General features: G+C 41.7%; 27 protein-coding genes. 1 reads left to right on the top strand and 26 read right to left on the bottom strand.

The window, feature by feature from the left end; all coding sequences use genetic code 11:
* Window positions 1–14: 14 nt before the first annotated feature.
* The 9 genes from Q7P97_RS14440 to ccpN form a co-directional block, all read right to left on the bottom strand.
* On the bottom strand, window positions 15–1136 hold the full coding sequence (locus Q7P97_RS14440) for a Nif3-like dinuclear metal center hexameric protein (RefSeq protein WP_303970143.1): 1122 nt from the start codon (window positions 1134–1136) through the stop codon (window positions 15–17).
* The gene (locus tag Q7P97_RS14435) at window positions 1123–1830 is read right to left on the bottom strand and encodes a tRNA (adenine(22)-N(1))-methyltransferase (RefSeq protein WP_303970141.1); all 708 of its coding nucleotides are present in this window, start codon (window positions 1828–1830) and stop codon (window positions 1123–1125) included. Before Q7P97_RS14435 ends, Q7P97_RS14440 begins: the two co-directional genes overlap by 14 nt.
* 117 nt (window positions 1831–1947) lie before the next feature.
* Window positions 1948–2325 (bottom strand): cytochrome c550, encoded by a 378-nt coding sequence (gene cccA / locus Q7P97_RS14430; RefSeq protein WP_198166190.1) that lies wholly within the window; start codon window positions 2323–2325, stop codon window positions 1948–1950.
* Window positions 2326–2463: 138 nt separating this feature from the next.
* Entirely contained in the window at window positions 2464–3603 is a 1140-nt protein-coding gene (locus Q7P97_RS14425; protein ID WP_303970138.1) for an acyl-CoA dehydrogenase family protein, read from the bottom strand.
* Window positions 3604–3729: 126 nt separating this feature from the next.
* On the bottom strand, window positions 3730–4296 hold the full coding sequence (locus Q7P97_RS14420) for a hypothetical protein (protein WP_303970136.1): 567 nt from the start codon (window positions 4294–4296) through the stop codon (window positions 3730–3732).
* An 80-nt stretch (window positions 4297–4376) separates the two neighbouring features.
* Window positions 4377–5546 carry an RNA polymerase sigma factor RpoD gene (rpoD, locus tag Q7P97_RS14415; RefSeq protein WP_085426033.1) on the bottom strand — a complete coding sequence of 390 codons (1170 nt, stop codon included), beginning with the start codon at window positions 5544–5546 and terminating at the stop codon, window positions 4377–4379.
* Between the two features lie 15 nt (window positions 5547–5561).
* A complete protein-coding gene (gene dnaG, locus Q7P97_RS14410; RefSeq protein WP_303970133.1) occupies window positions 5562–7370 on the bottom strand; it encodes a DNA primase in 1809 nt (602 codons plus the stop codon).
* A gap of 168 nt (window positions 7371–7538) precedes the next feature.
* Complete coding sequence (locus tag Q7P97_RS14405) at window positions 7539–8357, bottom strand: pyruvate, water dikinase regulatory protein (protein ID WP_303970131.1); 819 nt, start codon at window positions 8355–8357, stop codon at window positions 7539–7541.
* A gap of 11 nt (window positions 8358–8368) precedes the next feature.
* Window positions 8369–9007, bottom strand: coding sequence for a transcriptional regulator CcpN (gene ccpN / locus Q7P97_RS14400; protein WP_303970129.1), 639 nt, complete (start codon window positions 9005–9007; stop codon window positions 8369–8371).
* Between the two features lie 316 nt (window positions 9008–9323).
* On the opposite strand from ccpN, the gene Q7P97_RS14395 reads away from it, so the two are divergent.
* A complete protein-coding gene (locus Q7P97_RS14395; protein ID WP_085428927.1) occupies window positions 9324–10703 on the top strand; it encodes a glycine--tRNA ligase in 1380 nt (459 codons plus the stop codon).
* Window positions 10704–10730: 27 nt separating this feature from the next.
* Here Q7P97_RS14395 and recO read toward each other — a convergent pair whose 3' ends face one another.
* The 17 genes from recO to prmA form a co-directional block, all read right to left on the bottom strand.
* The gene (gene recO / locus Q7P97_RS14390; RefSeq protein ID WP_303970127.1) at window positions 10731–11525 is read right to left on the bottom strand and encodes a DNA repair protein RecO; all 795 of its coding nucleotides are present in this window, start codon (window positions 11523–11525) and stop codon (window positions 10731–10733) included.
* Window positions 11526–11555: 30 nt separating this feature from the next.
* A complete protein-coding gene (gene era / locus Q7P97_RS14385) occupies window positions 11556–12464 on the bottom strand; it encodes a GTPase Era (protein ID WP_303970125.1) in 909 nt (302 codons plus the stop codon).
* A complete protein-coding gene (locus Q7P97_RS14380) occupies window positions 12445–12858 on the bottom strand; it encodes a cytidine deaminase (protein ID WP_303970124.1) in 414 nt (137 codons plus the stop codon). Before Q7P97_RS14380 ends, era begins: the two co-directional genes overlap by 20 nt.
* Before the next feature lie 28 nt (window positions 12859–12886).
* Entirely contained in the window at window positions 12887–13237 is a 351-nt protein-coding gene (locus tag Q7P97_RS14375; protein ID WP_303970122.1) for a diacylglycerol kinase family protein, read from the bottom strand.
* A gap of 4 nt (window positions 13238–13241) precedes the next feature.
* Entirely contained in the window at window positions 13242–13715 is a 474-nt protein-coding gene (ybeY, locus tag Q7P97_RS14370; RefSeq protein WP_303970120.1) for an rRNA maturation RNase YbeY, read from the bottom strand.
* 18 nt (window positions 13716–13733) lie between these two features.
* Entirely contained in the window at window positions 13734–15848 is a 2115-nt protein-coding gene (locus tag Q7P97_RS14365) for an HD family phosphohydrolase (protein WP_303970118.1), read from the bottom strand.
* A 78-nt stretch (window positions 15849–15926) separates the two neighbouring features.
* Window positions 15927–16838: a PhoH family protein gene (locus tag Q7P97_RS14360; RefSeq protein WP_085429124.1), complete on the bottom strand. Its 912-nt coding sequence runs from the start codon at window positions 16836–16838 to the stop codon at window positions 15927–15929.
* Window positions 16839–16894: 56 nt separating this feature from the next.
* Window positions 16895–17986 (bottom strand): sporulation protein YqfD, encoded by a 1092-nt coding sequence (locus Q7P97_RS14355; protein WP_303970115.1) that lies wholly within the window; start codon window positions 17984–17986, stop codon window positions 16895–16897.
* Window positions 17976–18233, bottom strand: coding sequence for a YabP/YqfC family sporulation protein (locus tag Q7P97_RS14350; RefSeq protein ID WP_303970113.1), 258 nt, complete (start codon window positions 18231–18233; stop codon window positions 17976–17978). Before Q7P97_RS14350 ends, Q7P97_RS14355 begins: the two co-directional genes overlap by 11 nt.
* Before the next feature lie 47 nt (window positions 18234–18280).
* On the bottom strand, window positions 18281–18808 hold the full coding sequence (locus Q7P97_RS14345) for a YqfB family membrane protein (RefSeq protein ID WP_303970111.1): 528 nt from the start codon (window positions 18806–18808) through the stop codon (window positions 18281–18283).
* A 36-nt stretch (window positions 18809–18844) separates the two neighbouring features.
* Window positions 18845–19834 (bottom strand): flotillin-like protein FloA, encoded by a 990-nt coding sequence (floA, locus tag Q7P97_RS14340; RefSeq protein WP_303970179.1) that lies wholly within the window; start codon window positions 19832–19834, stop codon window positions 18845–18847.
* A complete protein-coding gene (locus Q7P97_RS14335; protein ID WP_303970108.1) occupies window positions 19834–21168 on the bottom strand; it encodes an NfeD family protein in 1335 nt (444 codons plus the stop codon). The genes floA and Q7P97_RS14335 overlap by 1 nt, the downstream gene beginning before the upstream one ends.
* Before the next feature lie 848 nt (window positions 21169–22016).
* Entirely contained in the window at window positions 22017–22190 is a 174-nt protein-coding gene (gene rpsU, locus Q7P97_RS14330) for a 30S ribosomal protein S21 (protein WP_085428916.1), read from the bottom strand.
* 141 nt (window positions 22191–22331) lie between these two features.
* Window positions 22332–23003, bottom strand: coding sequence for a deoxyribose-phosphate aldolase (deoC, locus tag Q7P97_RS14325; RefSeq protein WP_303970105.1), 672 nt, complete (start codon window positions 23001–23003; stop codon window positions 22332–22334).
* A 91-nt stretch (window positions 23004–23094) separates the two neighbouring features.
* Window positions 23095–24435 carry a tRNA (N(6)-L-threonylcarbamoyladenosine(37)-C(2))-methylthiotransferase MtaB gene (gene mtaB, locus Q7P97_RS14320; RefSeq protein WP_303970104.1) on the bottom strand — a complete coding sequence of 447 codons (1341 nt, stop codon included), beginning with the start codon at window positions 24433–24435 and terminating at the stop codon, window positions 23095–23097.
* A gap of 16 nt (window positions 24436–24451) precedes the next feature.
* Entirely contained in the window at window positions 24452–25192 is a 741-nt protein-coding gene (locus tag Q7P97_RS14315; protein WP_303970103.1) for a 16S rRNA (uracil(1498)-N(3))-methyltransferase, read from the bottom strand.
* 2 nt (window positions 25193–25194) lie between these two features.
* Complete coding sequence (gene prmA / locus Q7P97_RS14310; RefSeq protein WP_303970102.1) at window positions 25195–26139, bottom strand: 50S ribosomal protein L11 methyltransferase; 945 nt, start codon at window positions 26137–26139, stop codon at window positions 25195–25197.
* Between the last annotated feature and the right edge of the window lie 7 nt (window positions 26140–26146).

Below are 26146 nucleotides of genomic sequence, written 5' to 3'. Positions count from 1 at the left end.
ACGGCTTTTTCTATTTAATATAGGAATTGAAAAGGTTCTGTTAAGATGTTAGATTCAATGAATTCAACCGCCAATTTATTTTCTTCACAGAAGCTTGCCATTTGTTTCGCCACACCGGCAATCATAATTTTTTCGATATTATGACCCGGATCTACAACCGCTAGATTGAGAGCTTGTGCATCTTGCGCTACGTGATAATACATATCACCTGTTACCAATACATCCGCTCCCTTCCTCTTCGCCGCTGCGATATATTTATTTCCATCACCGCCAAGGACCGCCACTTTACGAATTTTCGAGTCTGGATCACCGACGAAGCGTAAAGCAGGAACACCGAATGATTCTTTTACATGTTGAGCAAACTCTTTCAACGTCATCTCTTTTGCGATTCGTCCGATACGACCAATCCCTTGCTCATTTGTTTTCTGCTCCAATTTGACTATATCAAATGCAGGTTCCTCGTATGGATGTGCTGCAAACATGGATTTGACAACCTTCGCTTGCTGACTTTCTGGGAAAACGACTTCAATTCGTTCCTCATCCACTAACGTTGGCTCTCCCACGTGTCCTATTGTTGGATTTGCACCATCAACCGGTGTGAAACGTCCGGTACCTTGTGAACTAAAACTGCATGCCTGATAATCACCGATAGCACCCGCGCCTGCACTAGCTAATTTCTGACGTAGTGCATCAGCATCTGCTAACGGACAAAATACCGCCAATTTAATCAAATGTTCAGAGTCCGTAATATCAATCGGCTCCGTCTCTTGTATACCGAGACGTTCCGCTAACATATCATTGACCCCGCCTTCTGCAATGTCCAGATTCGTATGTGCAGCGTAGACCGCGATATCATGCTTAATACACTTCTCAATCATTTTTCCTTGAGGGGTATCCGTCAGAATGGATTTCACGGGACGGAACAACGGAGGATGGTGTGCAATCACTAAAGTTGCACCTTTTTCGATAGCTTCATCAATCACTTGTTCATTGACATCAAGTGTAACGAGAACTTTATCTACTGGACGATTCAATTGACCGATATGCAGTCCGATTGGATCTCCTTCAAAAGCGAGTCTTTTCGGTGACCACTTTTCAAATAGTTCAATGATCTGGTGTCCATTACTTTTCTTCATGTGCTAGCACCTTCCTGACTAATTCGATATTTTCTTGCACGTTTACTCTTTTCTGCTTGATTTCTTGCGTTTGCTCTGCTTTTTCTAGGGCTTTTATGACTCGCTCCCATTCTTGCAATTCCCGCTCCCACTTTGCTTGGAATACGTTAGATCGTTTGTGACGTAATACAGGGCCGACAAGTAAATCTGCTTTTGAGTATTCAGCTGCTCCTCTTTCGAGTACGAGTACTTCATAGATTTTACTATCTTCAAGTAAAATTTCTTCGTCGACAATACAAAATCCATTCTTCACTGCCCATTCTCGAATTGCAATGGCATGTAGATTGGGCTGTACGATGATTCGTTGTACATGCGTTAAACGATCCTTGCCCGCTTCTAGGATCGAAGTAATTAAAGTCCCTCCCATTCCTGCAATTGTCACAGTTTCAACGTGGTCGATTTCTTTTATCGCTTGCAAGCCATTTGCCAGTCGAACTTCAATTCGGTCCGTAAAGCCATTTAGAGCTACATTGCGCGTAGCGGCTTCAAAAGGACCTTTCACCACTTCTCCTGCAATGGCTCGATGAATTTTACCTGTATTCATTAAATAACACGGTAGATAGGCATGATCGCTACCGATATCCGCAAGTACAGTATCTTTCGGAACAAAACTGGCTACCATCGACAGCCGTTCCGATAATTGGTTGGTATTCATAGTCCCCCGCCTTTCATTCTTATCTATTGTATAATCGGTACACTTTTCATGCAATGCAAAAGAGCCAGTAAACCAAGAGTTACTCTGGTTTACTGGCTCTTTAAATTAAGTAGACAATCAGTCTAATGATAAAATGTAATCAACCATTTCATCTATGTTTTCATCTGGAACAAGTCCAGCCGGCATTGCAGTTCCAGCAACACCGTTTTTGATTGCATCATGTACTTCGTCAGCGTCAAGTGAGCTATTTAGAGCTGGCCCCATTCCGCCAGTTAAGCCATCACCGTGACAACTGATACACTTCTGCTGAGCAACAGCTTCTGCGTCAAATTCGCCAGTGTTTGCACTTTCTTCTTCAGTTCCTTGCTCAGTGCCTTCTTCGTTAGCTCCAGCAATTTCTTTTTTCTGATCCAGACCATAAAGTGACATGAAGAAAACAAGTCCAATTCCAAGTGCGAAAATCAAAAGAAATGGTACAACAGGATTTTTATTCATTGGATTACCCTCCTTCATCAGAATCTATTCTGTAAAAGATACAGTATACACTTAACATTGTACTGTATCTATAAGAAAACTGAAAGTGTTATTGGGCGACTTTTCGTCTTTTGTGACAGAATCGCCATAATTCGCAGGTCAGCAACCTAGTTGTCTCGCAATGACCATCCGTTGTACTTCTGAAGTGCCTTCTCCAATTTCCAGAAGCTTGGCATCACGTAAGTAACGTTCGACTTCATATTCACGCATATAACCATAGCCACCGTGGATTTGGATCGCTTCATTGGCCACTTCCATAGCGATTTCAGAAGCATATAATTTACACATGGAAGCTTCTTTCGTGAACTTTCTTCCTTGATCTTTCAGCCATGCTGCTTTATACACCATCGTCCGTGCAAGTTCGATCTTCATTGCCATATCAGCCAACTTGAACTGTGTAATCTGGAATGAAGATAACGTTTTACCGAATTGTTTACGTTCCTTTGAATATGTTAAGGCTCGCTCATAAGCTGCCTGTGCAATCCCTACTGCCATAGCGCCAATTCCAATACGGCCACCGTCGAGTGTTACGAGAAACTGCTGGAATCCTTTACCGCTTTCACCAAGTAGATTCTCTTCAGGCACTACAACGTCTTCAAGCAATAATTCAGTTGTGTTGGAAGCGTGCAAGCCCATCTTTTCATAGTTGTCTATAATTTTAAAGCCTTTGGAATCCGTTGGTACGATAATGGCGCTGATCTCTTTCTTGCCATCCGTACGACCCGTCACAGCAGTCAATGCCAAGTGCTTTGCGTAGCTAGCATTTGTTATATACACTTTGGATCCATTGATCGTATACTTCCCATCAGCTAGCACTGCAGATGTCTCTGTACCACCTGCATCGGAACCTGCATTTGGCTCTGTCAGACCGAACGCACCAAATGATTCTCCTGTACAGATCGGCGTTAAATACTTCTCTTTTTGCTCTTCCGTTCCAAATAGATTTAGCGGTGCTCCGCCAAGTGAAATATGCGCGGAATACGTAATGCCCGTCGATGCACAAGCACGGCTTAATTCTTCAGTGACAATAGCAAAACTGATTGTATCGGCTCCACCGCCACCATATTTCTCGGGAAATGGCAAACCCATCATGCCCATTTCTGATAGCTTTTTAAAAATCTCTACTGGAAATTCTCCAGAGCGATCCCTATCCACTGCACCTGGTGCTACTTCCTCGTTCGCGAAATCTCTCATCAATTTCTTCACCATTTGCTGTTCTTGAGTTAAATCAAAATTCATTAGGATCATCCTCTCTTCACATATACTACTCTATTTCCGAAAACTTGTAAGCCCTTACATAACAGTATATAGAAAAAGGACGGAAATTAGCAATACATTCATTGCATTCCGTCCGATTCTTGATAATTATATCGATAATAGTAAAAATGCGACTACTGTCAATAAACCAAGTGAACCTGAAATCGTAAAATAGAGTAACTTTAATACTCTTCCCGTGAATAACCACAAACCGCAATTCAAAACAAGTAGACCAATCAATACTGTCGTATCTCCATCAAAAAATGCAGTCCAAATCTTCAATGACATCATCAATAAAAGAAATGCCATCGATATGTAGAGGAAAGGCGCAAAACCTTTCTTTGTGAAGGTTTTTCCTGAAACGAGTAATAGGAAAATTAAAGCCAATACTGCTGCAACGACCAAGGTAGCAGTTGGATATTCCGTCAATACGAACATTGCAACAGACACAACACTTGCAAGCAATAAACTAATGAGCAACATCAAGATTTGTTTAGACCGCAACTTTCTGCGTTCGATTTGAAGTGTGGAAGACTCTTTCTCTGCCACTTCATCCGGATCTTCACCTTGTGCATATAATGTAATGAGGAAATCACAATAATGTTCAGGAAGAAGTTTATTTGTTTTCCAATACCGGATTTCAGAAATGATGATCTGTTTCTTATCTATAGCCATCCTTTCTCCTCCAATAGTATCAATCTTCTTTTTTTTGATACAGAATAAAAAGCATCGGCTATATCAAGCCGATGCACCTATTATTCTAAGAAGTCTTTCAGTCGCTTGCTACGTGATGGGTGGCGTAACTTTCTAAGTGCTTTTGCTTCGATTTGGCGAATACGTTCACGTGTTACACCGAATACTTTGCCCACTTCCTCGAGTGTTCGCGTGCGTCCGTCATCTAGACCAAAACGAAGACGTAGTACGTTTTCTTCACGATCAGTTAATGTATCTAGGACATCTTCAAGCTGTTCCTTCAATAATTCATAAGCAGCATGATCTGAAGGAGACTGCGCTTCTGAGTCTTCGATGAAATCTCCTAAGTGGGAATCATCTTCTTCACCGATTGGTGTTTCCAATGAAACAGGCTCTTGAGCAATCTTCAAAATTTCTCGCACTTTTTCCGGTGTCAAGTCCATTTCTTCTCCAATTTCTTCAGGAGAAGGTTCTCGTCCTAGATCTTGGAGCAATTGACGCTGGACGCGAATCAATTTGTTGATTGTTTCTACCATATGCACAGGAATACGGATCGTACGTGCCTGATCCGCAATCGCGCGTGTAATCGCCTGACGGATCCACCAAGTGGCATACGTACTGAATTTAAAGCCTTTTGTATGGTCGAATTTCTCTACGGCTTTAATAAGACCCATATTTCCTTCTTGAATCAAGTCTAAGAACAGCATACCACGACCGACATAACGCTTCGCGATACTGACAACTAGACGTAAATTCGCTTCTGCCAATTTCTTTTTGGCATTTTCACCACGAATAATATCTGCATCTATTTTAGGCGTCATTTTCCCTGTTTCTTCGAGCTCCGCTTCAGCTGCCAAGCCATCGATAATACGAATCGCCAAGTCTACCTCTTCTTTACCTGTCAATAAATCCACACGGCCGATTTCCTTTAAATACATACGGACTGGATCGTTGATTCTGACACCTGGCGGTACACTTAAGTCATTTAAATCGAATTGTTCTTCTTTTTCAGCTTTGGGATCAGCTTCTTCTTTTCTATCCATTTCGATTTCTTGCGCTTCTATCTGATCAAGAAACTCTTCGAATTGCTCAGGTTCCATTTCAAAAGATGCTAATTTTTCCGTTACATCCTCTAGAGTTAGTTCACCCGTCTTTTTACCCGCTTCAATAATAGCCGCTTTTGCTTCTTCTAGGGTCAATTCTACTTCACCCGTTTGTTCTTCTTTTGTCATAGTGACTATACCTCCTTACAGAACCTTTAATGATCTCACCAGCTGGATTACTTCCGAAGCCAACTCCATTGCTTTTAGTAAGTCGTTTCTTTTTTCTGCTTCTTTTGAATCATGTCGTTTTTGATCAATTAGGCGTTTAATTTGATTTCGTTTTAAATGACGAATACAGTCATTTACTTCTTGTGTGGTATGCTCCTGTGAACGTTCAGTCAAGATGGCTTCCATGACGACTTTCTTCAGTTGCCGATCTTCTAACGTTTCTGCAAACCGCTGATAGTTTGGCAAATCATATTGTTCATAAAACGCTGCCAACTTAAAGAAGATTTTGATGACATCTTCTCTGACAAATAAATCTTGAAGTTCCAGCCTTTTTTCTTCAAACAGATCTGCGTCCATCAGTAGGTGCGCAAGAAGTAATTGTTCGGCACGGTCTGTTTCAGCACGATTCGCCGGAGCTTTCGTGACCTGTACTGGCCGGCTTTCTTCACGATCTGTATCTCGCGATTGTTTTGCTTTTTTTGCTATTGACTTGGTGAATTCCTGACCAAGTGATTCTTTTGAAGCATGTGTTTCACTGTGGAGTTGCTGGATCAATAAGTCTTTCTCAATTGGAGAACAACGGTGAGCCAGTTCATCAAATACTTCATGTACATATTGCTTAATATCATGATCAACGGATAAATTTTTATCTCTTCTATAGTAGGCCGCTACGAAAGAAATATAGGATAACGCTTGATCAAGCACTTTTTCTGAAAATACTTCTGCACCATGTTGACTAATATAGTCATCAGGATCCATTTTATCTGGTAATGTAGCAACCAGTACGTCCATTCCGCTATCCATTAAATGATCAGCAAAGCGTTTGGCAGCCTCCCAACCAGCTGAATCACCATCACAGCAAATGACTACTTTTTTCGCCATTCGCTTCAATTTCACGATATGATGTCCAGATAACGCAGTACCCATGACAGCTACTGTGTTTCCTATCCCACCACGATCTGCTGCGATAGTGTCCATGAAACCTTCGAATAGTACTACTTTACCCGTTTTCCGAACATTAAGACGTGCTCGATGAAAATTAAACAAAATCTTGCTCTTTTCAAAGACGGGTGTTTCCGGACTATTGATATATTTAGCGTCAGAAGAAGAATCCTCCAGCCTTCTGCCGGAGAATGCGATGGTTGCGCCATTATCATCCTGGATCGGAAACATAATTCTTCCTCTAAAGCGGTCATAATAACCTGTGCCATCTTCTTTATGAAAACAAAGGCCAGCCGTTTCCATTTCCTTCATATCAAAACCTTGTCTCATGAGCAGGGCAGATAAGGCATCTGACTGAACAGGAGACCATCCTATTTCATACTGTTCTATTTCGTCACGCGTAAATCCTCTTTTTTCTAGGTATTCTAATGCTTTTTCGCCTTCTATGGTGTTTAAGAGCAGATGACTATAAAAATTAGCAGCTAGTGTGTAGGCTTTCAGCATTTTTTGATTAGATGAGGATTTTGACGCTTGGTTGTCAGTTTGGGAACTTTCCAATTCCATTCCCATTCGGCTACCCAGTTTGACGATCGAATCAATGAATGACCGATTTTCCATATCCATCATGAACGTGATCGCATTACCGCTTGCTCCGCAACCAAAACAATGGAATAATTGTTTGTCTTCAGAAACGGAAAAAGACGGACTACCTTCTTCATGAAATGGACACAGTCCAAACCAGTTCTTCCCTCTTTTCGCTAATTGAACATATTCACTGATCAGATCGACAATGTCGGTTCCTGAACGGATTTCCTCAATTGTGTCATCAGATATTCTTGTCATTCTATCACCATTTCCACTCTATATACATAAATTCTAGACGTTTTACAAAAATCCTTCTTTATCAACAACATTCGCTAGTACTTTTTTTAGTATCTACATTCATGCCTTTTTTATGACATATTGAACTAACAGAAGACGCACAGAAAAAAGAAGACCCAACTGGTTTGTTCAGTTGGCCTTCCTTGCTGAAAGTGTTTTGAGAATGGTATTGGCTGTTTCTTCTACCGCACGATTTGTCACATCTATGACGTCGCAACCAATGCGTGTAGTGATTTCATTGAAATAATCTATCTCTTGTTGAATACGTGTTATTTTCGCATAGTTTGCGTCATCTTTCAAGCCTAATGTTTCTAGACGTGATTTCCGAATTGAATTCAATTGCTCAACAGAAATACACAAACCAAAACATTTCATTGGATCAATGGAAAATAGTTCTGACGGTGGATCCACTTCTGGGACAAGCGGCACATTTGCTACTTTAAACCCTTTATTTGCAAGGAATTGAGACAATGGCGTTTTAGAAGTCCGTGAAACACCTAGTAATATGATATCCGCTTCCAACATACCTCGTGTATCTCTTCCATCATCGTAACGAACCGCAAATTCGATCGCTTCAATTTTTTTGAAATACACATCATCCAACTGTCTGACCAGTCCAGGTTCTTCAAATGGTTCTTGTTTCAACTGCTGACCTATTGTCTCTATCAATGGACCGAGTAGATCCACTGAAGGTACATTCAACTCTTCGCAAAGTAAATGAAGTTGCTCCCTCATTTCACTTTTAACCAATGTAAAGACAATCAATGCTTGTTGTTGTTTTGCCAAGAACACAATTTCCTCTAACTGCGAGTTCTCCTCTATATAAGAAAACCTTTTTATCGAAATCGTCTCCAAATCATGACGGAACTGGCTAGCAGCTGCTTTTGTCACAAGACCTGCAGTTTCTCCGACAGAATCCGAAACGATGAATAATGTGAATTTTGTCATGCAGTCACTCCTCATACATCTTGATCTTCCACTAAGGAAAGAAAAGCGGCAGTAATATTTGTTTTTGTCACTCGCCCCATTACTTCAAGTCCATTATCGCGTTCTTGAATTATAGGTAATGAATCAATTTGGCTGTCCATCATTTTTTTGGCAACCGAGATAAGTGTATCTTCCTTTTTGCAATATGTAACATTCGGCATTCTTGTCATAATGACATGAACAGGAATCTTTTCCAATCCTGTTCTTCCGATGCTTGTCCTCAGCAAATCTTTGCGTGACACAACCCCTGTCAATAACGACTGCTGATCCACTACGAATAGTGTACCCACATCTTCTAAGAACAGCTGGCAAATCGCGTCATATACAGATAGATTTTCAGTGATGACAACTGGTCTAGATTGATAATTGGCTACAATCATGTCTACCATGCCATCCGCGACGGATTTAATAGGCTTCTTGCCAGAATAGAAATATCCTACACGAGGTCGTGCATCCAAAAAACCAGCCATCGTCAAGATCGCTAAATCCGGCCGGATCGTAGCGCGCGCCAAATTCAAACGTTCAGCTATTTGTTCTCCTGTAATCGGACCATTTCCTTTGACGATGTCGAGGATTTCATTCTGACGTGTATTTAATTCCAAACATGTCACCGCCTTCAGACTTCAAAGTTGTATTTACTTACTAATTATATATCAATGTGCTCGCTATTGCGAAGAAAGGAGAACCATGCTAAACTAATTTTGAATGAAGTAAACGAAGAACGGTCAATAAGTAGTGTAAACTTTGAGCGAACAGGGATAGTGAAAGCCTGTAACTACACGAAAACGGCAGCCGGGAGTTGAAATGTTCATTGTGAAAGTGGGTTGAAAAACCAATCGGGGTGGAACCGCGGGTTATCATGCACTCGTCCCCGGACATGATTTTATGTCCGGAGACGTGTGCTTATTTTAATTGGAGGCGTTTAGAATGTTATCTATGGAACAAGTAGTCAATCTTTCAAAACAACGAGGATTTGTATTTCCAGGGTCTGATATTTACGGTGGTTTGGCGAACACTTGGGATTACGGTCCACTAGGTGTCGAACTAAAAAATAACATCAAGCGCGCTTGGTGGCAAAAATTCATTCAGGAATCACCTTATAACGTAGGTCTTGATTCCGCTATTCTGATGAACCCGAAAGTTTGGGAAGCATCCGGTCATATTGGAAACTTCAATGATCCGATGATCGACTGTAAAAAATGTAATACCCGTCACCGTGCAGATAAATTAATTGAAGAAGCATTGGATGCAAAAGGAATCGAAATGGTCGTTGACGGCCTACCGTTTGATAAAATGTTCGATTTGATTCAAGAACATGAAATCAAATGTCCTACATGTGGCGCGTTGGATTATACAGAAATCCGTCAATTCAACTTGATGTTCAAAACAAGTCAAGGTGTAACAGACTCATCAGCAAACGAAATCTTCCTTCGTCCGGAAACGGCACAAGGGATCTTCGTGAACTTCAAAAATGTTCAACGCTCTATGAGAAAGAAAGTACCTTTTGGCATTGCACAAGTAGGGAAAAGTTTCCGTAATGAAATCACACCGGGTAACTTCACATTCCGTACGCGTGAATTCGAACAAATGGAACTTGAATTTTTCTGTAAGCCTGGTGAAGATGAGCAATGGTATAAGTACTGGATTGACCAGTCAGAAGGATTGTTATTGAATCTTGGTTTGAAGAAAGATAATATCCGTCTTCGCGAGCACAATGAAGATGAACTATCCCACTACTCTAAAGGAACTGTGGATATCGAATACAAATTCCCATTTGGTTGGGGAGAGCTTTGGGGAATCGCGAACCGTACGGACTTCGATTTGAAGCGTCATATGGAATATTCAGGCGAAGATTTCCACTACCAAGATCCAATCACGAATGAAAAATACGTACCGTACTGTATCGAACCTTCCGTTGGTGCGGACCGCGTAACGTTGGCATTCCTATGTGACGCATTTGATACAGAGGAACTTGAAGACGGTGATACACGTACTGTACTTCGTTTCCACCCAGCACTTGCACCGATCAAAGCTGCTGTACTTCCATTGTCTAAGAAACTTGCAGACGATGCACAAAAAGTATACGCAGAGCTTTCGAAGCACTTCCCTGTACAATATGATGATTCCCAATCCATCGGACGTCGTTACCGTCGTCAAGATGAAATCGGAACGCCATTCTGTATCACATTCGACTTTGATTCATTAGAAGATCAGCAAGTGACGGTTCGTCATCGTGATTCTATGGAACAAGAGCGTATGCCAATCGCAGACGTTACAGCATACATCCAAAAACACCTATTATTCTAATCATAAAAAGCCCAGGAGAAGTCGGCATCAGCCTTCCTCTTCTGGGCTTTCTTTTGGTTGGTCTTTCGTTTTCTGCAATTCAGGTGTACGTTCGAGTTGTTCAATGAATTTTCTAGATTTCAAAAAGATCCCTGTTTGTTCCTGATAAATCGTTGAAATAAGCTTCGCCATAAAGGTCTTCGTCGTTTTTTTCAACGTTAACTTACCAATCTGATCAAGGGGTACATTATAAAACATACGAATCAACTTGATCTGTGTAGGTGACAGACGAATGATGTACGGATCGACGTTAAAGCAGCGATGACAGAGAAAACCGATCTGTTGGAAAGAAAAAGCGAATTCTCCTTCAGTTGCACCACAGTTTGCACATTCGTGAAGAATAGGATGTATACCTGCTACCGGCAACATTTTCCACTGAACAAACAGTGATATTGCTTCTGCATCATAGCCTTCTTCCATCGCATTAAAGGATTCGTCAAGCAAACGGAATATACTAGCATTCGGCTGCTCTGCTTCCGTTAGGCGATCGAGTAATTCTACAATTAAACCCGCATATGCCGTCGTCTCTAGATCTGAGCGAATATGACGTACACTGCTGATCAGCTCACCTTGTTCAAGCGACCCCATACCTCGGCTTGCACGGACAAGAAAATAGCCGTGAGTAAAGGTTTGCGTAATAGCAGCCAAACGACTCGCCGGTTTTTTTGCACCTCTGGCCATCGTCGTAATTTTTCCTGCTTCTTTCGTATAAATCGTTACAATTTTATTGGATTCCCCGTAAGGGATACTTTTGATAATAAAGCCTTCCAATTTATTCAGCAACGCGCTCTCTCCTTCAACAAGAAAGACCGCTTAATAGTCTTCCTCGTTAAATCCGAATTCTTTCAAACGACTAGGACGATTACGCCAGTCTTTTTGGACTTTTACCCATAGCTCTAAATAGACTTTCTCACCGAGTAACATTTCAATGTCTTTTCTCGCTTTCACGCCGACTTCCTTCAACAACTTGCCGCCTTTGCCGATGACAATTCCTTTTTGCGAATCGCGCTCCACAATAACGGTCGCACGGATATGCATTTTGTGTGTTTCCGGGTCTTGCTCCATACTCTCAATGGCTACCGCAATGGAGTGTGGTATTTCTTCGCGTGTCGTATGCAATACTTTTTCTCGGATCATTTCAGAAACGATGAAACGTTCAGGGTGATCCGTCACTTGTTCTGCATCATAAAACTGAGGTCCTTCATTCAAATAGCTTTCAATTACTTCCACTAGACGTTCGATATTATTACCGTTCAGTGCAGAAATAGGTATCACTTCAGTGAACTTCATTTCGTTTGTATACGACGTTATAATCTCAAATAACGTGTCGGGATGCACAAGGTCAATTTTATTGATGACCAAAAATACTGGCGTTTCGGATTTAGCGAGCCATTCCATAATGAAACGATCTCCTGTACCGATTTTCTCATCCGCATTGACCATGAACATGATCACGTCCACTTCACTTAATGTACTACGTGTCACTTTCAACATGAAGTCACCTAGACGGTGTTTCGGTTTGTGAACACCTGGTGTATCGATAAAAATCATCTGAGACGTATCCGTTGTAACAATTCCTTGTACTTTGTTTCGTGTAGTTTGTGGCTTGTCACTCATAATGGCAATTTTTTGCCCAACCATACGGTTAATGAATGTGGATTTCCCTACATTTGGACGTCCAATAATGGATATAAAGCCTGACTTAAAGTTGTTTTTCTGCATAATCTAAATCCTCCTTGGTAAAAGCACCAGGTAATAACTGTTCTACCGTAGTTTCTTGCACATCGCCATTCAAGTTCGTCAAGTACACAGGCATCTGTGGAGCACAAAATTCCGCAATGACTTGACGGCAAGCGCCACATGGAGAGATTGGACCTTCAGTATCGCCAATGACTGTAATGGATTTGAACGACTTGACACCTTCAGATACAGCTTTGAAGATAGCTGTTCGCTCTGCACAGTTAGTTAATCCGTACGACGAATTTTCAATATTACATCCGTGATAAATGATGCCATCTTCCGTTTCTAATGCAGCACCTACTGGAAATTTTGAATACGGAACATATGCCGTATTCATGGCCTGTTTTGCTTCGTTCACTAATTGTTCTACACGCATCTAGTTCTCTCCTCTTCATTCAATCATATTATCCAAACCATTTTGGAAAGAAAATTATACAGCCGACAATCGCACTTGCTATAGCGTACACAAGAACCGATCCCGCTGCGATATCTTTAGCTTTTTTAGCTAGCGGATGAAAATCCGTTGTCACAAGATCTACAACGTATTCCACTGCTGTATTCATTAATTCGAGCGCTACCATACCTGCAATGACGATGAAAATGATTATCCATTCTATTTGTGAAAGACCAGTAAACAAGCCGGCAATTACTACAATCATTGCTGATAAACCATGAAATTTCATATTACGTCCATGCGCAAAGCCATCCAAAATCCCTTCCCATGCATAGACGAATGATTTCAAGAATGTCTTCATATACTCACTGACGCTCCAGCCCGAATGCAGTCAAAATCTCCGTCTGTCTGCTGAACATCTCACGTTCTTGTTTTTCATCTAGATGATCATATCCGAGCAAATGCAAGAATCCATGCAATGCAAGAAACCCAAGTTCACGCTCGAACGTATGATTATATTCCGCTGCTTGGCGCTTTGCAGTATCGATGGAAATAATGATATCCCCGAGCACAACCGGCATGTCGCTTTCGTGAATAATCGCCACTTCCCCTTCAGACAATTCTTCAAGCGCAAATGAAATGACATCAGTTGGACGATCTTTTCCTCTGTACTCGGCATTCACGGCCTGAATAGATTCATCATCCATAAATGTAATGGACAACTCATATAAGCCTTCCATTTCTTCCATTGTGGATGCATGAGTCAACAAGTCCTTGATCAATGTCTCTGAATTCGGTTCCACGCTTTCTGTTTCATCTTCGAAATAAAAATCTATCATAGTTGCTTTGCTCCTTTGTTATTCGGGATATTCAATCCGGTTATGGAATATTCCATTCAATGTTTCATTAATTGAGATTTTTACTTGTTTAATTTCTTTTAATGACAAATCACATTCATCAAATTGATCGTCTTCTACTTTTCCTTTCACAATGCCTTTGACCAATGCGGCAATTTTCTCCGGTGTCGGTTCTTTCATGGATCGCACCGCTGCTTCTACACTGTCGGCAATCATTATGACGGCGTTTTCTTTCGTTTGTGGTTTCGGACCTGGATAGCGGAAGTCATTTTCATTTACATCGGGATTCGATTCTTTCGCTTTCATATAAAAGAATCTGACACTACTCGTCCCGTGATGCTGTCTCGCGATGGCGACAAGCTCTTTTGGCATATGATGCGCTTCCAACATTTTCGCTCCGTCTTCCGCGTGGGCTATAATCATATCACGACTTTTCTCAGGTGTCAGTGCATCGTGCAAATTCCGGCCATTATGCTGGTTTTCAATGAAAAAACCAGGATGAATAGTTTTTCCGATATCATGGTAATAGCTACCGACACGCGCGAGCAATCCATTCGCACCAATCGCTTCACATGCTGCATCAGCTAGATTTGCAACCATAATACTGTGATGATATGTCCCTGGTGTCTCAACTAATATTTTTTTCAATAATGGGTGATTAGGATTGGAAAGTTCTACTAAACGCATATTGGAAAGCAAACCGAAACTCGACTCGAAAAATGGTAATAATTCCATTGTCAATGCTCCCGACAATAAACCTGAAGAGATCGCTGCGACAGCATAGAAAATCAGCTCTGGTGTCGTATAGCTAGTTTGTGTCATCAATAAATAAAATATGATAAACATAATATTCGATACCGCGACACCGAGACTTGTCTGCAGTATTGTCGACCGCCTACCATGTTCGCTAAGTAAATAAATACTAACAATACCGCCAAATAAAATATACAGTGCGACTTCCATTTGCATGATGGCGGCCAGACCTTCTTGCAACATGATACCTGCTGTTGCCGAAGTAATAATCGTGGCGAGTACTGCTGATCGTTCATTGATTAATAACTTGATCAACATGGGCACTAGCGCTGTCGGGAATAAAAATGCAATTAAGACATCAAACTCATAGTCGATATAACTGACGATCTTCATCAAAACGACCGCAAGCAATAAGATGATATAGAAGATAACGAGTGCTTTCTTTTTGAATGTTTCTTCCCTTTTCGATTTGCCAAAGTGTATAGTAATCAATCCTGAAACAAATAATACAAACAGCATAATTCCAAGTGTCGGTTTGAGTGAAGATTGATTAGTGAGAACACCTGACAGTTGTAGTTGATGGTATACATCACGGTCAATCAACTGTCCTTCACGAACGATGACCTGTCCTTGTAAAATACGGATGGATTCAACCGCGTCCCGTGCATCCGCTTGGTTCTTCGCTGTTAAAGCTTCATCAATCACTTCGGTCTCCACGACCGCCATACGTCCCAGTGATAGTGCTACGTCGAACAAATCTCTTGGCAATGTATTGGTCTGTCGTATTCTCCGCTCCACTTCATAGCGATGCATGGGTACTTGTTCGACTTTAAATGGAATGGCTAATTCTCTTCCCACTACAAGCGTCAACAGTTCCTGTAAATTGTTCAAGTCATTTTGTTCGGCTGCCAGTAACTGTTTAAGTTGATCATCTGTAACAGGTAAGAACGTTTCTTCATTTTCAAGCCCTTGTAATTTCTTTTGAAGCAACTTCATTTGCTTACCCGAAGTCAAGTCCGGATCATCTATTGTTTCTACTTTGACATCACTAACTGCATTAAAGATCGAGCCAAGAATAGCTTGGCGGTTTTTCATAATATCCTCTGAGAAGCGATAGGAATTTGGGACTGCTTGTTCCGCCCGCACACGTTCTAGTTCGGTTTTCTCGGTGTCTTCTATTGTTTTAGGAGAACGAATGGTTTTTGGCGAAATCTCAAAAACAGAAATTTCATACGTTTCGTTCTGGGTGCTCCCGTACATAAGAAAAAACAACAGCACACTGGAAAGGGAGACGACAAGAAGCAAAAGAAATGTAAATTTCACTTTTCTTAAGTGTGAAAGTAGTTCCTTTAAAACTGTCATATAGTTGCCTCCTTTTCAGCAAATGATTGGTACATGATGGATGGACTATGTATCTTCCGCATTCAAAAAAGCAGTCAATTAATTAGTTGACTGCTCGTTTTCATATGCATCGATGATCTTCGCTACAATCGGATGTCGGACTACATCACCTTGTTCTAAATACATAAATTGAATATCTTGTACATTTTTTAAAATACTTTCTGCCACAATTAATCCTGATTCCGCACCACGCGGTAGATCAATCTGTGTTTTATCACCTGTGATGACCATCTTGGATCCAAAGCCGAGACGTGTTAAAAACATCTTCATCTGTGCTTTAGTTGTATTTTGTGCTTCGTCCAAAATTACGAATGCGTCGTCAAGTGTTCTTCCACGCATATAAGCTAATGGTGCAATTTCGATCACGCCACGTTCCATCAACCGTTCTGTATGTTCAGCTCCCAGCACGTCGTGGAGCGCGTCATAAAGTGGTCGAAGGTATGGGTCCACTTTTTCTTTTAAGTCGCCTGGAAGGAAGCCTAGACTCTCTCCAGCTTCAACAGCCGGACGAGTCAATACTATTCGTTTGACAGAACCCGTTTTCATAGCTTGAACCGCCATCACGACAGCCAAATAGGTCTTTCCTGTTCCCGCAGGTCCAATACAGAATACTAAATCTCTCGAACGAATCGCTTGAACATACTCTCTTTGTCCAATGGTCTTCGCACGGATGACTTTTCCTTTTGTATTGCGAGCAATTTCTTCTTCATAGAGAGAAGAGAAATATTCAATCGTACCGTTCTTTGCCATTTCAATGGCCGTTGCCACATCACGTAGATTGATGTTGATCCCTTTACGGATGACTTTCAGTAACTGTTCCAGCAATACTTTAGCTGCTTCTGCTTGTTCTTGCTCTCCACTGATCGAGATCGTTTCCCCTCTAGTGTGGATCGAAATTTTTAATTCTTCTTCGATCAGGTTCATGTTCTGATCGGAAATGCCAAGAAGCATAATCGCTTCGTTAGGTTCTTCGATATGAAGTTGAAGTACATTTTCGCTCAATATATTCAGTCTCCTTGAGTTATAGGTCGTTTTTCAGCAATATTTTCGTTAAGTAAAAATAGTATAGTCCCACTCACTTTATCATTAGTGAAGGACACATGTAAAATGTTTTCTTCTTTAATTATGCGCTCATTCGTCTTCTTTGACAATAAATCATACTTGATTAAGGGAAGGATGATCGTCTTTTCCATTCCTTTTTCTAAAAACACTTCTTGTATGTGATTCTCTTTCTTCTTATCAAGAATAACAGGATTTCTAAAACCTATATTTTTTATCTGATTACCTATCCACGGCTTTTGCCAACTGATAGTAAGATTTTCTTCTCCTTGAATCGAATAACTAATCTTTCTAGGTAATTCAAAATGACATTCTAACCAGTAGTCAGCAAATACTTCCCCATCCGCCCCTACTACAGTCGTCTTTTCACCTTGTTCGAGAATACCCGTTGCTAGCATATCGCCCTTTTTAACAGTTTGATGAATAACACTTGCTCTTTCTCCCCGTGTTAGTGCAAAGTGTGTGATGACACCTCCTGTTTTCGCTACGAGATGTGATGGCTTTTCATTCACTTCTTCTTTAATTTCCGTAGACAATGGCGCAAGCATCGGTGAAACAATCAACGAAGTACCTGTTTGAGAGAATCGAATCCATGACAATGAAGGTTCATCCTGCATCAGCAGTCGGCGAATTTCGTCTTCTTCTGGTAATTTAGATAATAAAGAGGGCGCGATAATTTGTGCTTTCTCCATCTTCTTCTCCATTCGTTGTGCAATTTCAGGCACATCACTCTCTACTGTAATGTCCCATAGAAATAGTGAAGCAATGAATGGAATAAAACAAACTATCAAGAACAATAAAGATGCGAATAACCGGTGCTGGACAGTATCTAAACCTTTACGTCTAATCCGGACTTTCACACGATAATTTCTTCTGAAACGGCGAATGACTTTAATTCCCTTCGTGTCCGTTTCAAAAAATACAGCACTTCCAGAGACGTACAAGCTGCTGATTTTGACACGCTCTCGCTGTAATTTGCCAAGGAACTTAGAACCGTTGCGCACATCTGTCACCTGAACTTCGAATCGTTTAGGACTCATAGCCGTTTCCCTCTTCAGGTGTGAAACGCACCGTCACTTCTTGCAATTCATCAATTGATATGTGGGCGTGTTGTTCAGTCAGCAGTAGAACGGTTACATCTTCTCCTTTGATGGTCATGACATAGTCATTCGTTTGAAAGGACACGGATTGTTCGCTTAAAGCGAGTAAGCGATAATTGCCGGTAATCCGCAATGAGTTGAATTCATCTAGGATAATGGATGGATGAAGTGCGAATAATTTTTTCATGGAAAAACCCCCTGTCTCATCCTATGAAAAGACAGGGGGTGGCATGATTACCGTTTTGATTTTGGCGGACCTAAAATTTCAGCATAGACAATCCCTTGCATGATTTGCTGGGACGTTCTAGGGATCAAGTCTTCCTGCAAGATTTGTTCATCTTCCTGCATGATCATTTGATCTTTAAGCCTTCCTCTGCTCATTTGACGCTCTGGACGTGGCGTTGAAGCCGGCTTAACTGGTTTCTTTGGCTCCGCATAGAAGATTTCAGACTGGGGCGCTTGTGACTTTACAGGGCGCTCAGGTTCTTTAACCTCTTGCTGAATATCCTGAAATTCTTTTTGAATATCTTCAAAGAGACTTCTGGATAATTCCTTCAGCGAACGCGGCTTCTCTACTGGAGCCGCATTCGTACGCTGAGGTTCTCTTTGTTTCATTTCACTTTGTGTCGGTTGGGCAGGCCATTGCTGGCTGGGCGGACGTTTCGGTTGTTGTTTTTGTTGATTCTGTTGATCTTTATCTTTCTTCTTACCGAATATCGATCCCAGCGCCAACATGATACCCAAAATAATCAGTTGTTCCATTATGCATCCCCTTCCCGGGAATTCATCTTGTTAGTATTAATCTTTCTTTGGTTGTTGATCCGAACCTGTTTTACTGATTGAATCTCGCATGCTTGTATCTGCTTGGATATTTTTGTAATTCATATAATCCATGATTCCAATATTTCCTGAACGTAAAGCTTCGGCCATAGCTAAAGGTACTTCAGCTTCTGCACCCACAACTTTCGAGCGCATCTCCTGAGTTTTCGCCTTCATCTCTTGCTCATTAGCAACAGCCATTGCGCGACGTTCTTCGGCTTTTGCCTGTGCAATGTTTTTATCTGCCATCGCTTGTTCAGTCTGAAGTTCCGCACCGATGTTTTTACCGATATCCACGTCAGCAATATCAATCGAGAGAATTTCAAACGCTGTACCTGAGTCCAATCCTTTTTTCAGGACTGTTTGAGAAATCAAATCAGGATTTTCTAGTACTTTCGCGTGACTGATCGAAGAACCGATTGTGGATACGATACCTTCACCAACACGGGCAACAACTGTTTCTTCACCCGCACCACCGACGAGACGGTCGATGTTTGCACGAACTGTAATACGCGCTTTTGCTTTTACTTCGATACCATTCATTGCAACACCTGCGATAAATGGTGTTTCAATCACTTTCGGGTTAACGGACATTTGAACCGCTTCTAATACGTCACGTCCCGCTAAGTCGATTGCTTGTGCTCTTTCGAACGACAGCTCGATATTCGCACGTTGCGCAGCGATTAACGCATTAACAACGCGGTCTACGTTACCACCCGCTAAGTAATGACTTTCCAGCTGGTTGATCGACACTGTCAGACCCGCTTTATGTGCTTTGATCAACGGATTCACTACTCTGCTTGGAATTACTCGGCGTAAACGCATACCGATTAATGTGAAGATACTTACACGAACGCCTGCCGCAATAGCGGAAATCCATAGCGTTACTGGAACGAATGTAAAGAATATCGCCAGTACGATGATGATAATAAAGACTGCTGCTACCAGCCCGATTGTTCCTAGTCCCATCATAAGCCTTGTTCCTCCTCTTTCTTCTCTCTTACTACGATTCTAAAACCTTCTACTTCTACAATCACTACTTTTTTGCCACTTTCGATGTAACGACCTTCTGATACTACATCGATGCGTTCGCCATCTACTTCAGCGACACCAGATGGATAAAGTGGAGTAATTGTTGTTGCCACCTTCTGCAATAACTCATTACGATTTTTGTTGGAAACGTAACCGCTTTCCGTATCCATCGTATCCATTAAAATGATTTTATTCAATAGGTGAAGTTTTTTACCGAAGAATTTCATAATAACCACTGCTCCTATCAATGCTACGGCTATCGCAATTAGCACCGAAACTGCCATGAATGCCAAGTTTGTGCCTGCCAGTAAAATACTTCCTATGATAGCCAAGACCCCGAAGATACCAGCTATCCCTCCTGCAACAAAGAATTCGGCAATAATAAGTGCTACACCGAGCAGGAATAATAACAATGTCTCATAACCTGCTAGACCTGCTACTGTGTGTCCGTAGAAGAATAAGAATAGAGCTGTAAGGCCCATGCTTCCTGGTACACCAAAGCCTGGTGAATATAATTCTACAATCAGTCCAAGACTTGCAACGGAAAGTAAAATCGGTACAACGACTGGGTTGGTGATGAATCGAGCCATTTTCTCTGTAAACGTTTCCGCTGTAGAGATGACTTGTGCATCTTCCAAGTCCAGCTTCTTCAGTAACTCGTCAAATGAAGCCACTGTCCCTTCACTGTACCCTACCTTTTCGGCTTCGTCAGCAGTGAGTGTCAGAAGTTCTCCTTTTTGTGCACGTAAGTCCGGCAGATCAATTTCTGGATTAGCCATCGCCAATGCATATTGCGGATCACGACCATTGTGCTTTGCGGCATTTTTCATTTGTGCCAACCAGTAACTGTTGGCTTTCGTCTCTGCTGCATTTCCAGAACCGTCAATGACTTGTGCAGCCCCGATGGAACCGTTTGGTGTCATGTAGATTTCATCTGCATAAAGTGCAAGAAACGCACCTGCGGATAGCGCACGATCGTTGATAAATGCGACGATTTTGACATCGTCAGTTGTTTTCATCAGCTTTGCGATTTGATCAGCAGCATCTACAAAGCCTCCAGGAGTGTCTATATCCAACACAATCGTCTCTGCACCTTCTGCCTTAGCTTCTTTAAATGAACGCTGCAGGAAGGCATGCAGCCCCTTTTCTACTTCTTGATGAAGGGGTACTTGATATACTTTTGTTTCAGCTGCGTCTGAGTGTATAAAAGGCAATGCGATTGTACCGATGAATAAAATGAGCAGAAAAACGGACCTAATCATTTTAGACATTATGTTCTCACCTCTCTCTACTGCCTATTATACTTACTATTTACGTTTGAAGAAGCAATTGGTTTCATTTAATTACAATTAAATAAATTTTTTTCTTTCGTTGCGTCATGGCTTGTTAGTATATGGATTATATATGGATATTCATGAGCGTAATAGTTGAAGTCGTCTTAGAAAGTTATAGAGATCAATGCTCGGGATTATGGGTTAGTGTTTATCAGGGTTCAAGTTCAAGTACAGGTGGCTGATGTGAGTGGTTCGGGATGGAAGCTCCAGTTGGGGGACGCTTTCCCATGGGCTCGGCTTGAGCCGCTTCCTACGCTAAGTGCAAAGATGTGCTCCTAACGCTTCGCTTTTACTCGCAAAAGCCGTACTTCGCAACGGCTCTCGCTCCGTCCAGGGTCTCAAGGCTTTCGCTGATCCATCGGGAGTCGCCCCCAACTTCCGCTTCCATCCTACGTTGTGAGTGCGGGTACTTGGATCACTTACTGTACATAGTAAGTGATTTATTGTTTTGTCTTCACTTATTTAAATTCACGTACTGAAGTTTAAAATCGATTACAACACTTACTTCAATTAGCAACAATGATTATCCCCACACACATTGCAAGGGATTGATGCGTAGCAAGGCGACTCCAGGAGGATAAGCGTGCGCTTTGTGACTTTGGACAGGTTCCTTAATTTCTGCATACGGCCAAGCACTAATCCTCTATACTAGCCTTATCTAAATAATTTATTCAGAACTACTTTGAAATTCCAGACACTAAAATAAACCGAAGATCCAGTGAAGGATCTTCGGTTTATAAGAAATTACATTAGTAGTTATTGTCAAAATTCAATGTAGGCAGAAATTAGAACTTGCGCTTACGAGCAGCTTCTGATTTCTTTTTACGTTTCACACTTGGCTTATCATAGAATTCGCGCTTTCTACTCTCTTGCATTGTACCACTCTTGGATACGGTCTTTTTGAAGCGGCGAAGAGCGTCTTCAAGTGATTCATTTTTGCGAACGACTGTTTTAGTCATATCTCTTGTCCCTCCCTCCAAACACACACTTCGAACATAGCACTTTGCTATGTACTAGAAAATTATAACGCATATTTTCTGATTGGTCAATAAAAACTATTAGAATATCATGAAAAACTCCAGATTTTTTTCTAGAGATAATCAATAGTCAGCAGATGATGACAGACCTTGCACGATGGAAACACCTGAACTTGCCCCGATGCGTGTAGCACCTGATTTGATCATGCGATCCACGTCTTCTGCGCTACGTACCCCACCACTCGCTTTTACCCCAATTGCCGGCCCCACAACAGAACGCATCAACTTTACGTCCTCAGGTGTTGCGCCGCCAGTGGAGAATCCAGTAGATGTTTTGACGTAATCTGCTCCTGCGAGTACAGCAAGTTCACATGCTGAACGCTTTTGAATATCATCAAGCAATGATGTTTCGATAATGACTTTAACAAGTGCTTGATCTTTTGACACTTCTACAACCGCTTCAATATCTTTTTGCACCTGTTCAAGTAACCCACTTTGAAGCGCACCGATATTGATGACCATATCTACTTCTGTTGCACCGTTAGCAATCGCGTCTTTCGCCTCGAAAGCTTTTACTTCAGGCGTGTTTGCACCTAGCGGGAAACCGATGACCGTACACACTTTTACTTCGGTACCTTGTAAAGCTTCTGCAGCTGTCTTAACCCACGTCGGATTAATGCACACTGAAGCAAATGAATACTTTTTCGCTTCTTCACATAAATCCAGTATTTGCTGTTTCGTAGCTTCTGCCTTTAACAACGTATGATCAATATAAGCGGCATAATTTGTAGTCAATGAAAGCGCTCCTTTTGCACATCGTTTTTTTCAGTATATCAAAGCTTTCATTTCGTTGCACGAAAAAGACCACCCATTACAGGTGATCTTTTTACATCGTTATTTTTTCTTCTGTAAGGACACGTACAGGTTGACCTTCATTGTAAGGATAGCCGGCTTTCATGATTTTCACTTTAATGATTTTTCCAATCATCGTTTCATCTGCTGGCATCACTACTTTTAAGTAATTATCTGTATAGCCCACATAGAGATTGTCGTCGCCATCTAGCTTATAGCGCTCTTCAGGAATGACTTCTAGTACTTCACCTTCAAAACGAGCGGCATAATTTTTCGCTAATTGGTCGTTCAATGTAATTAAGCGATGAACGCGCTCATTTTTCACGTTCTCGTCTACCTGATCTTCCATACGTGCAGCAGGCGTGCCTGTTCTCTTCGAATAAGGGAACACGTGGAGTTCAGAAAACTTATGGTCGCGAATAAAGTTATACGTTTCCATAAATTCTTCTTCCGTCTCCCCTGGGAAACCTACGATGACATCTGAAGTAATTGCAAGGTCAGGCAGTGCTTCATTCAAACGCTTTAAACGATCTGAGAAGAATTCCATCGTATATTTACGACGCATGCGTTTCAGTACAGTGTCCGAACCCGATTGAATCGGAATATGCAAGTGACGTACGACAATGTTGGAATTACGCAACACATCGATGACTTCATCTGTTAATTGGCTCGCTTCAATCGAACTGATACGAAGGCGTTTCAATCCTTTTACCTGCGTTTCCAAATCACGTAACAGACGGGCTAGATTATAGTCTTTTAAATCTTCACCGTAACCGCCTGTGTGAATACCTGTTAACACAATTTCCAGGTAACCCGCATCGACAAGTTGCTGTGCTTGATGGATAACTTCTTCCGGATCACGTGAGCGCATTAATCCTCTAGCCCACGGAATGATACAGAACGTACAGAAGTTATTACACCCTTCCTGAATTTTCAAGGAAGCCCGCGTACGGTCTGTAAACGAAGGCACGTCAAGTTCTTCATAGACTCGGTTTTTCATAATATTACGTACCGCGTTGATCGGCTGGCGCTCTTCACGGAACTGTTCGATCAATCCAAGCAATTTAGAACGATCTTGAGTACCTACGACAATATCCACACCGGGAATTGCCATAATTTCTGCCGGTGACGTTTGCGCGTAACACCCTGTTACACAAATGACCGCGTCCGGATTTTTCCGGATAGCGCGACGAATTACTTGCCGGCTCTTCTTATCACCGGTGTTTGTAACGGTACATGTATTAATAACATAGACATCAGAATTCTTATCAAACTCTACTCTTTCATAGCCTGCTTCTTGAAACAGTTGCCAAATAGCTTCTGTTTCGTAGTGATTCACTTTGCAGCCTAGTGTATGAAAAGCAACTGAAGACATAAGTTGTTCACTTCTTTCATTCAAATTCATAAGACATAGCGGACAATACATACAAAGGAGCTGTTTCCGTACGCAGGATTCTAGGTCCAAGCGACACCGGAAGGAAGCCGGCTTGTTGTAGTAAATCGGCTTCTTCACGCGCCAATCCGCCTTCCGGACCAAAAACAACTACTATCGATTGTCCATGATACACGTTTTTGAGACGGTCCGCAATCTTATGCGGCACATCACTTTTCGCATCTTCTTCATCCGCAAACATTTTGACATCAAAAGAATCCGTATACGTGATCAGTTGCTTGATGCTTTGGACAGATAAAATCTCTGGCACATGGTTACGATGACATTGCTCAGCAGCTTCCTTGGCAATTTTTTGCAAACGGTCTATGCGCTTGTCAACTTTTTTTGCATCCCATTTAACGATAGATCGGCTTGCAGCAAAAGGAATCAATTGGCTCATTCCGAGCTCAGTGCTCTTTTGTGTAATTAAGTCGAGCTTATCACCTTTAGGTAAACCGCAAACAATCGTTACGGAAATCGGCAATTCATTGTCTTTGTCTAGTTGTTTCTTTTGAGAAACGATCACCGCATCTTCACTCATGCTATCTATGATGGCAATAGAAGCAACGCCTTCATAAACCGTCACTACTTCCTGACCTGGCGTCATACGCATGACTTTGACAATATGCTTATAATCATCTCCGCTAATCTCAACTTGACCTTGCTCATCAAATGGATGATTTAGAAAATAGCGTTGCATGATTATTCACAACCTTTGCGCGCGATGATGACTACCCAGTCTTCCATAAGAACCGTTTCCAAAATCTCAAAACCTTGTGCGATTAGATCATTACGCACTTCATCGCGTTTGGCTCCAATGATCCCCGACGTAATGAATAAGCCACCTGGTTTGACAAGTTGGTAAGCATCTTGAGAAAACGACATGATAACGTCCGCTAAAATATTCGCAATAATCAAGTCCGGGGGTTCTTCGATGGAATCGAGAAGATTGCCTTTCAAGACCGTAATGCGATCATCCACATGGTTATACGTAACATTTTCCTCTGCAGCGCGAACAGCTACTTCATCTAGGTCAAGTGCGGTAATGTGTTTGGCACCAAGTAAAGCAGCACCAATCGCAAGCACGCCTGAACCGGTTCCTACATCGACAATCGTTTGGTTAGGTTCAAGATACTTCTCGAGAGCCTGCAAACAAAGGACTGTAGTAGGATGTGTACCCGTTCCAAAAGCCATACCGGGATCCAGTTCAATGATCAATTCATCCGTTTCCACTGGGGTATACTCTTCCCATGTAGGGACAATCGTGAACCGCTTCGATATTTTCACCGGATGGAAGTACTGTTTCCATGAGTTGGCCCAATCTTCTTCATCTACTTCTGTAATGCCAATAGTAAAGCGACCAGGATTTAATGAAAACTGACGAAGGCCTTCTATTTCCAGTTCAAGGTTTTCAACTGTTTCGTTGATGAAACTAGTGACAGGCAAATACGCTTTGATGATGACTCCTTCGTTCGGAAAATCATCTTTATCGAGTGCATATATTTCGCCAAATTGATCCACTCGCTCTTTATCAAATTCTTCAGAGTCCTCAATAACAACTCCGCTCGCTCCTGCTTCATGCAAGATATTTGCTACTGCCTCAGTCGCTTCATGCGTCGTGTGGACGGAAACTTCAGACCATTTCACAGTTAGT

This window comes from Sporosarcina ureae (assembly GCF_029267015.1).
Classification (GTDB): domain Bacteria; phylum Bacillota; class Bacilli; order Bacillales_A; family Planococcaceae; genus Sporosarcina; species Sporosarcina ureae_D.
The sequence above is the reverse complement of the archived record's forward strand: the minus strand, read 5'-3'. Positions and strand labels throughout refer to the sequence as shown.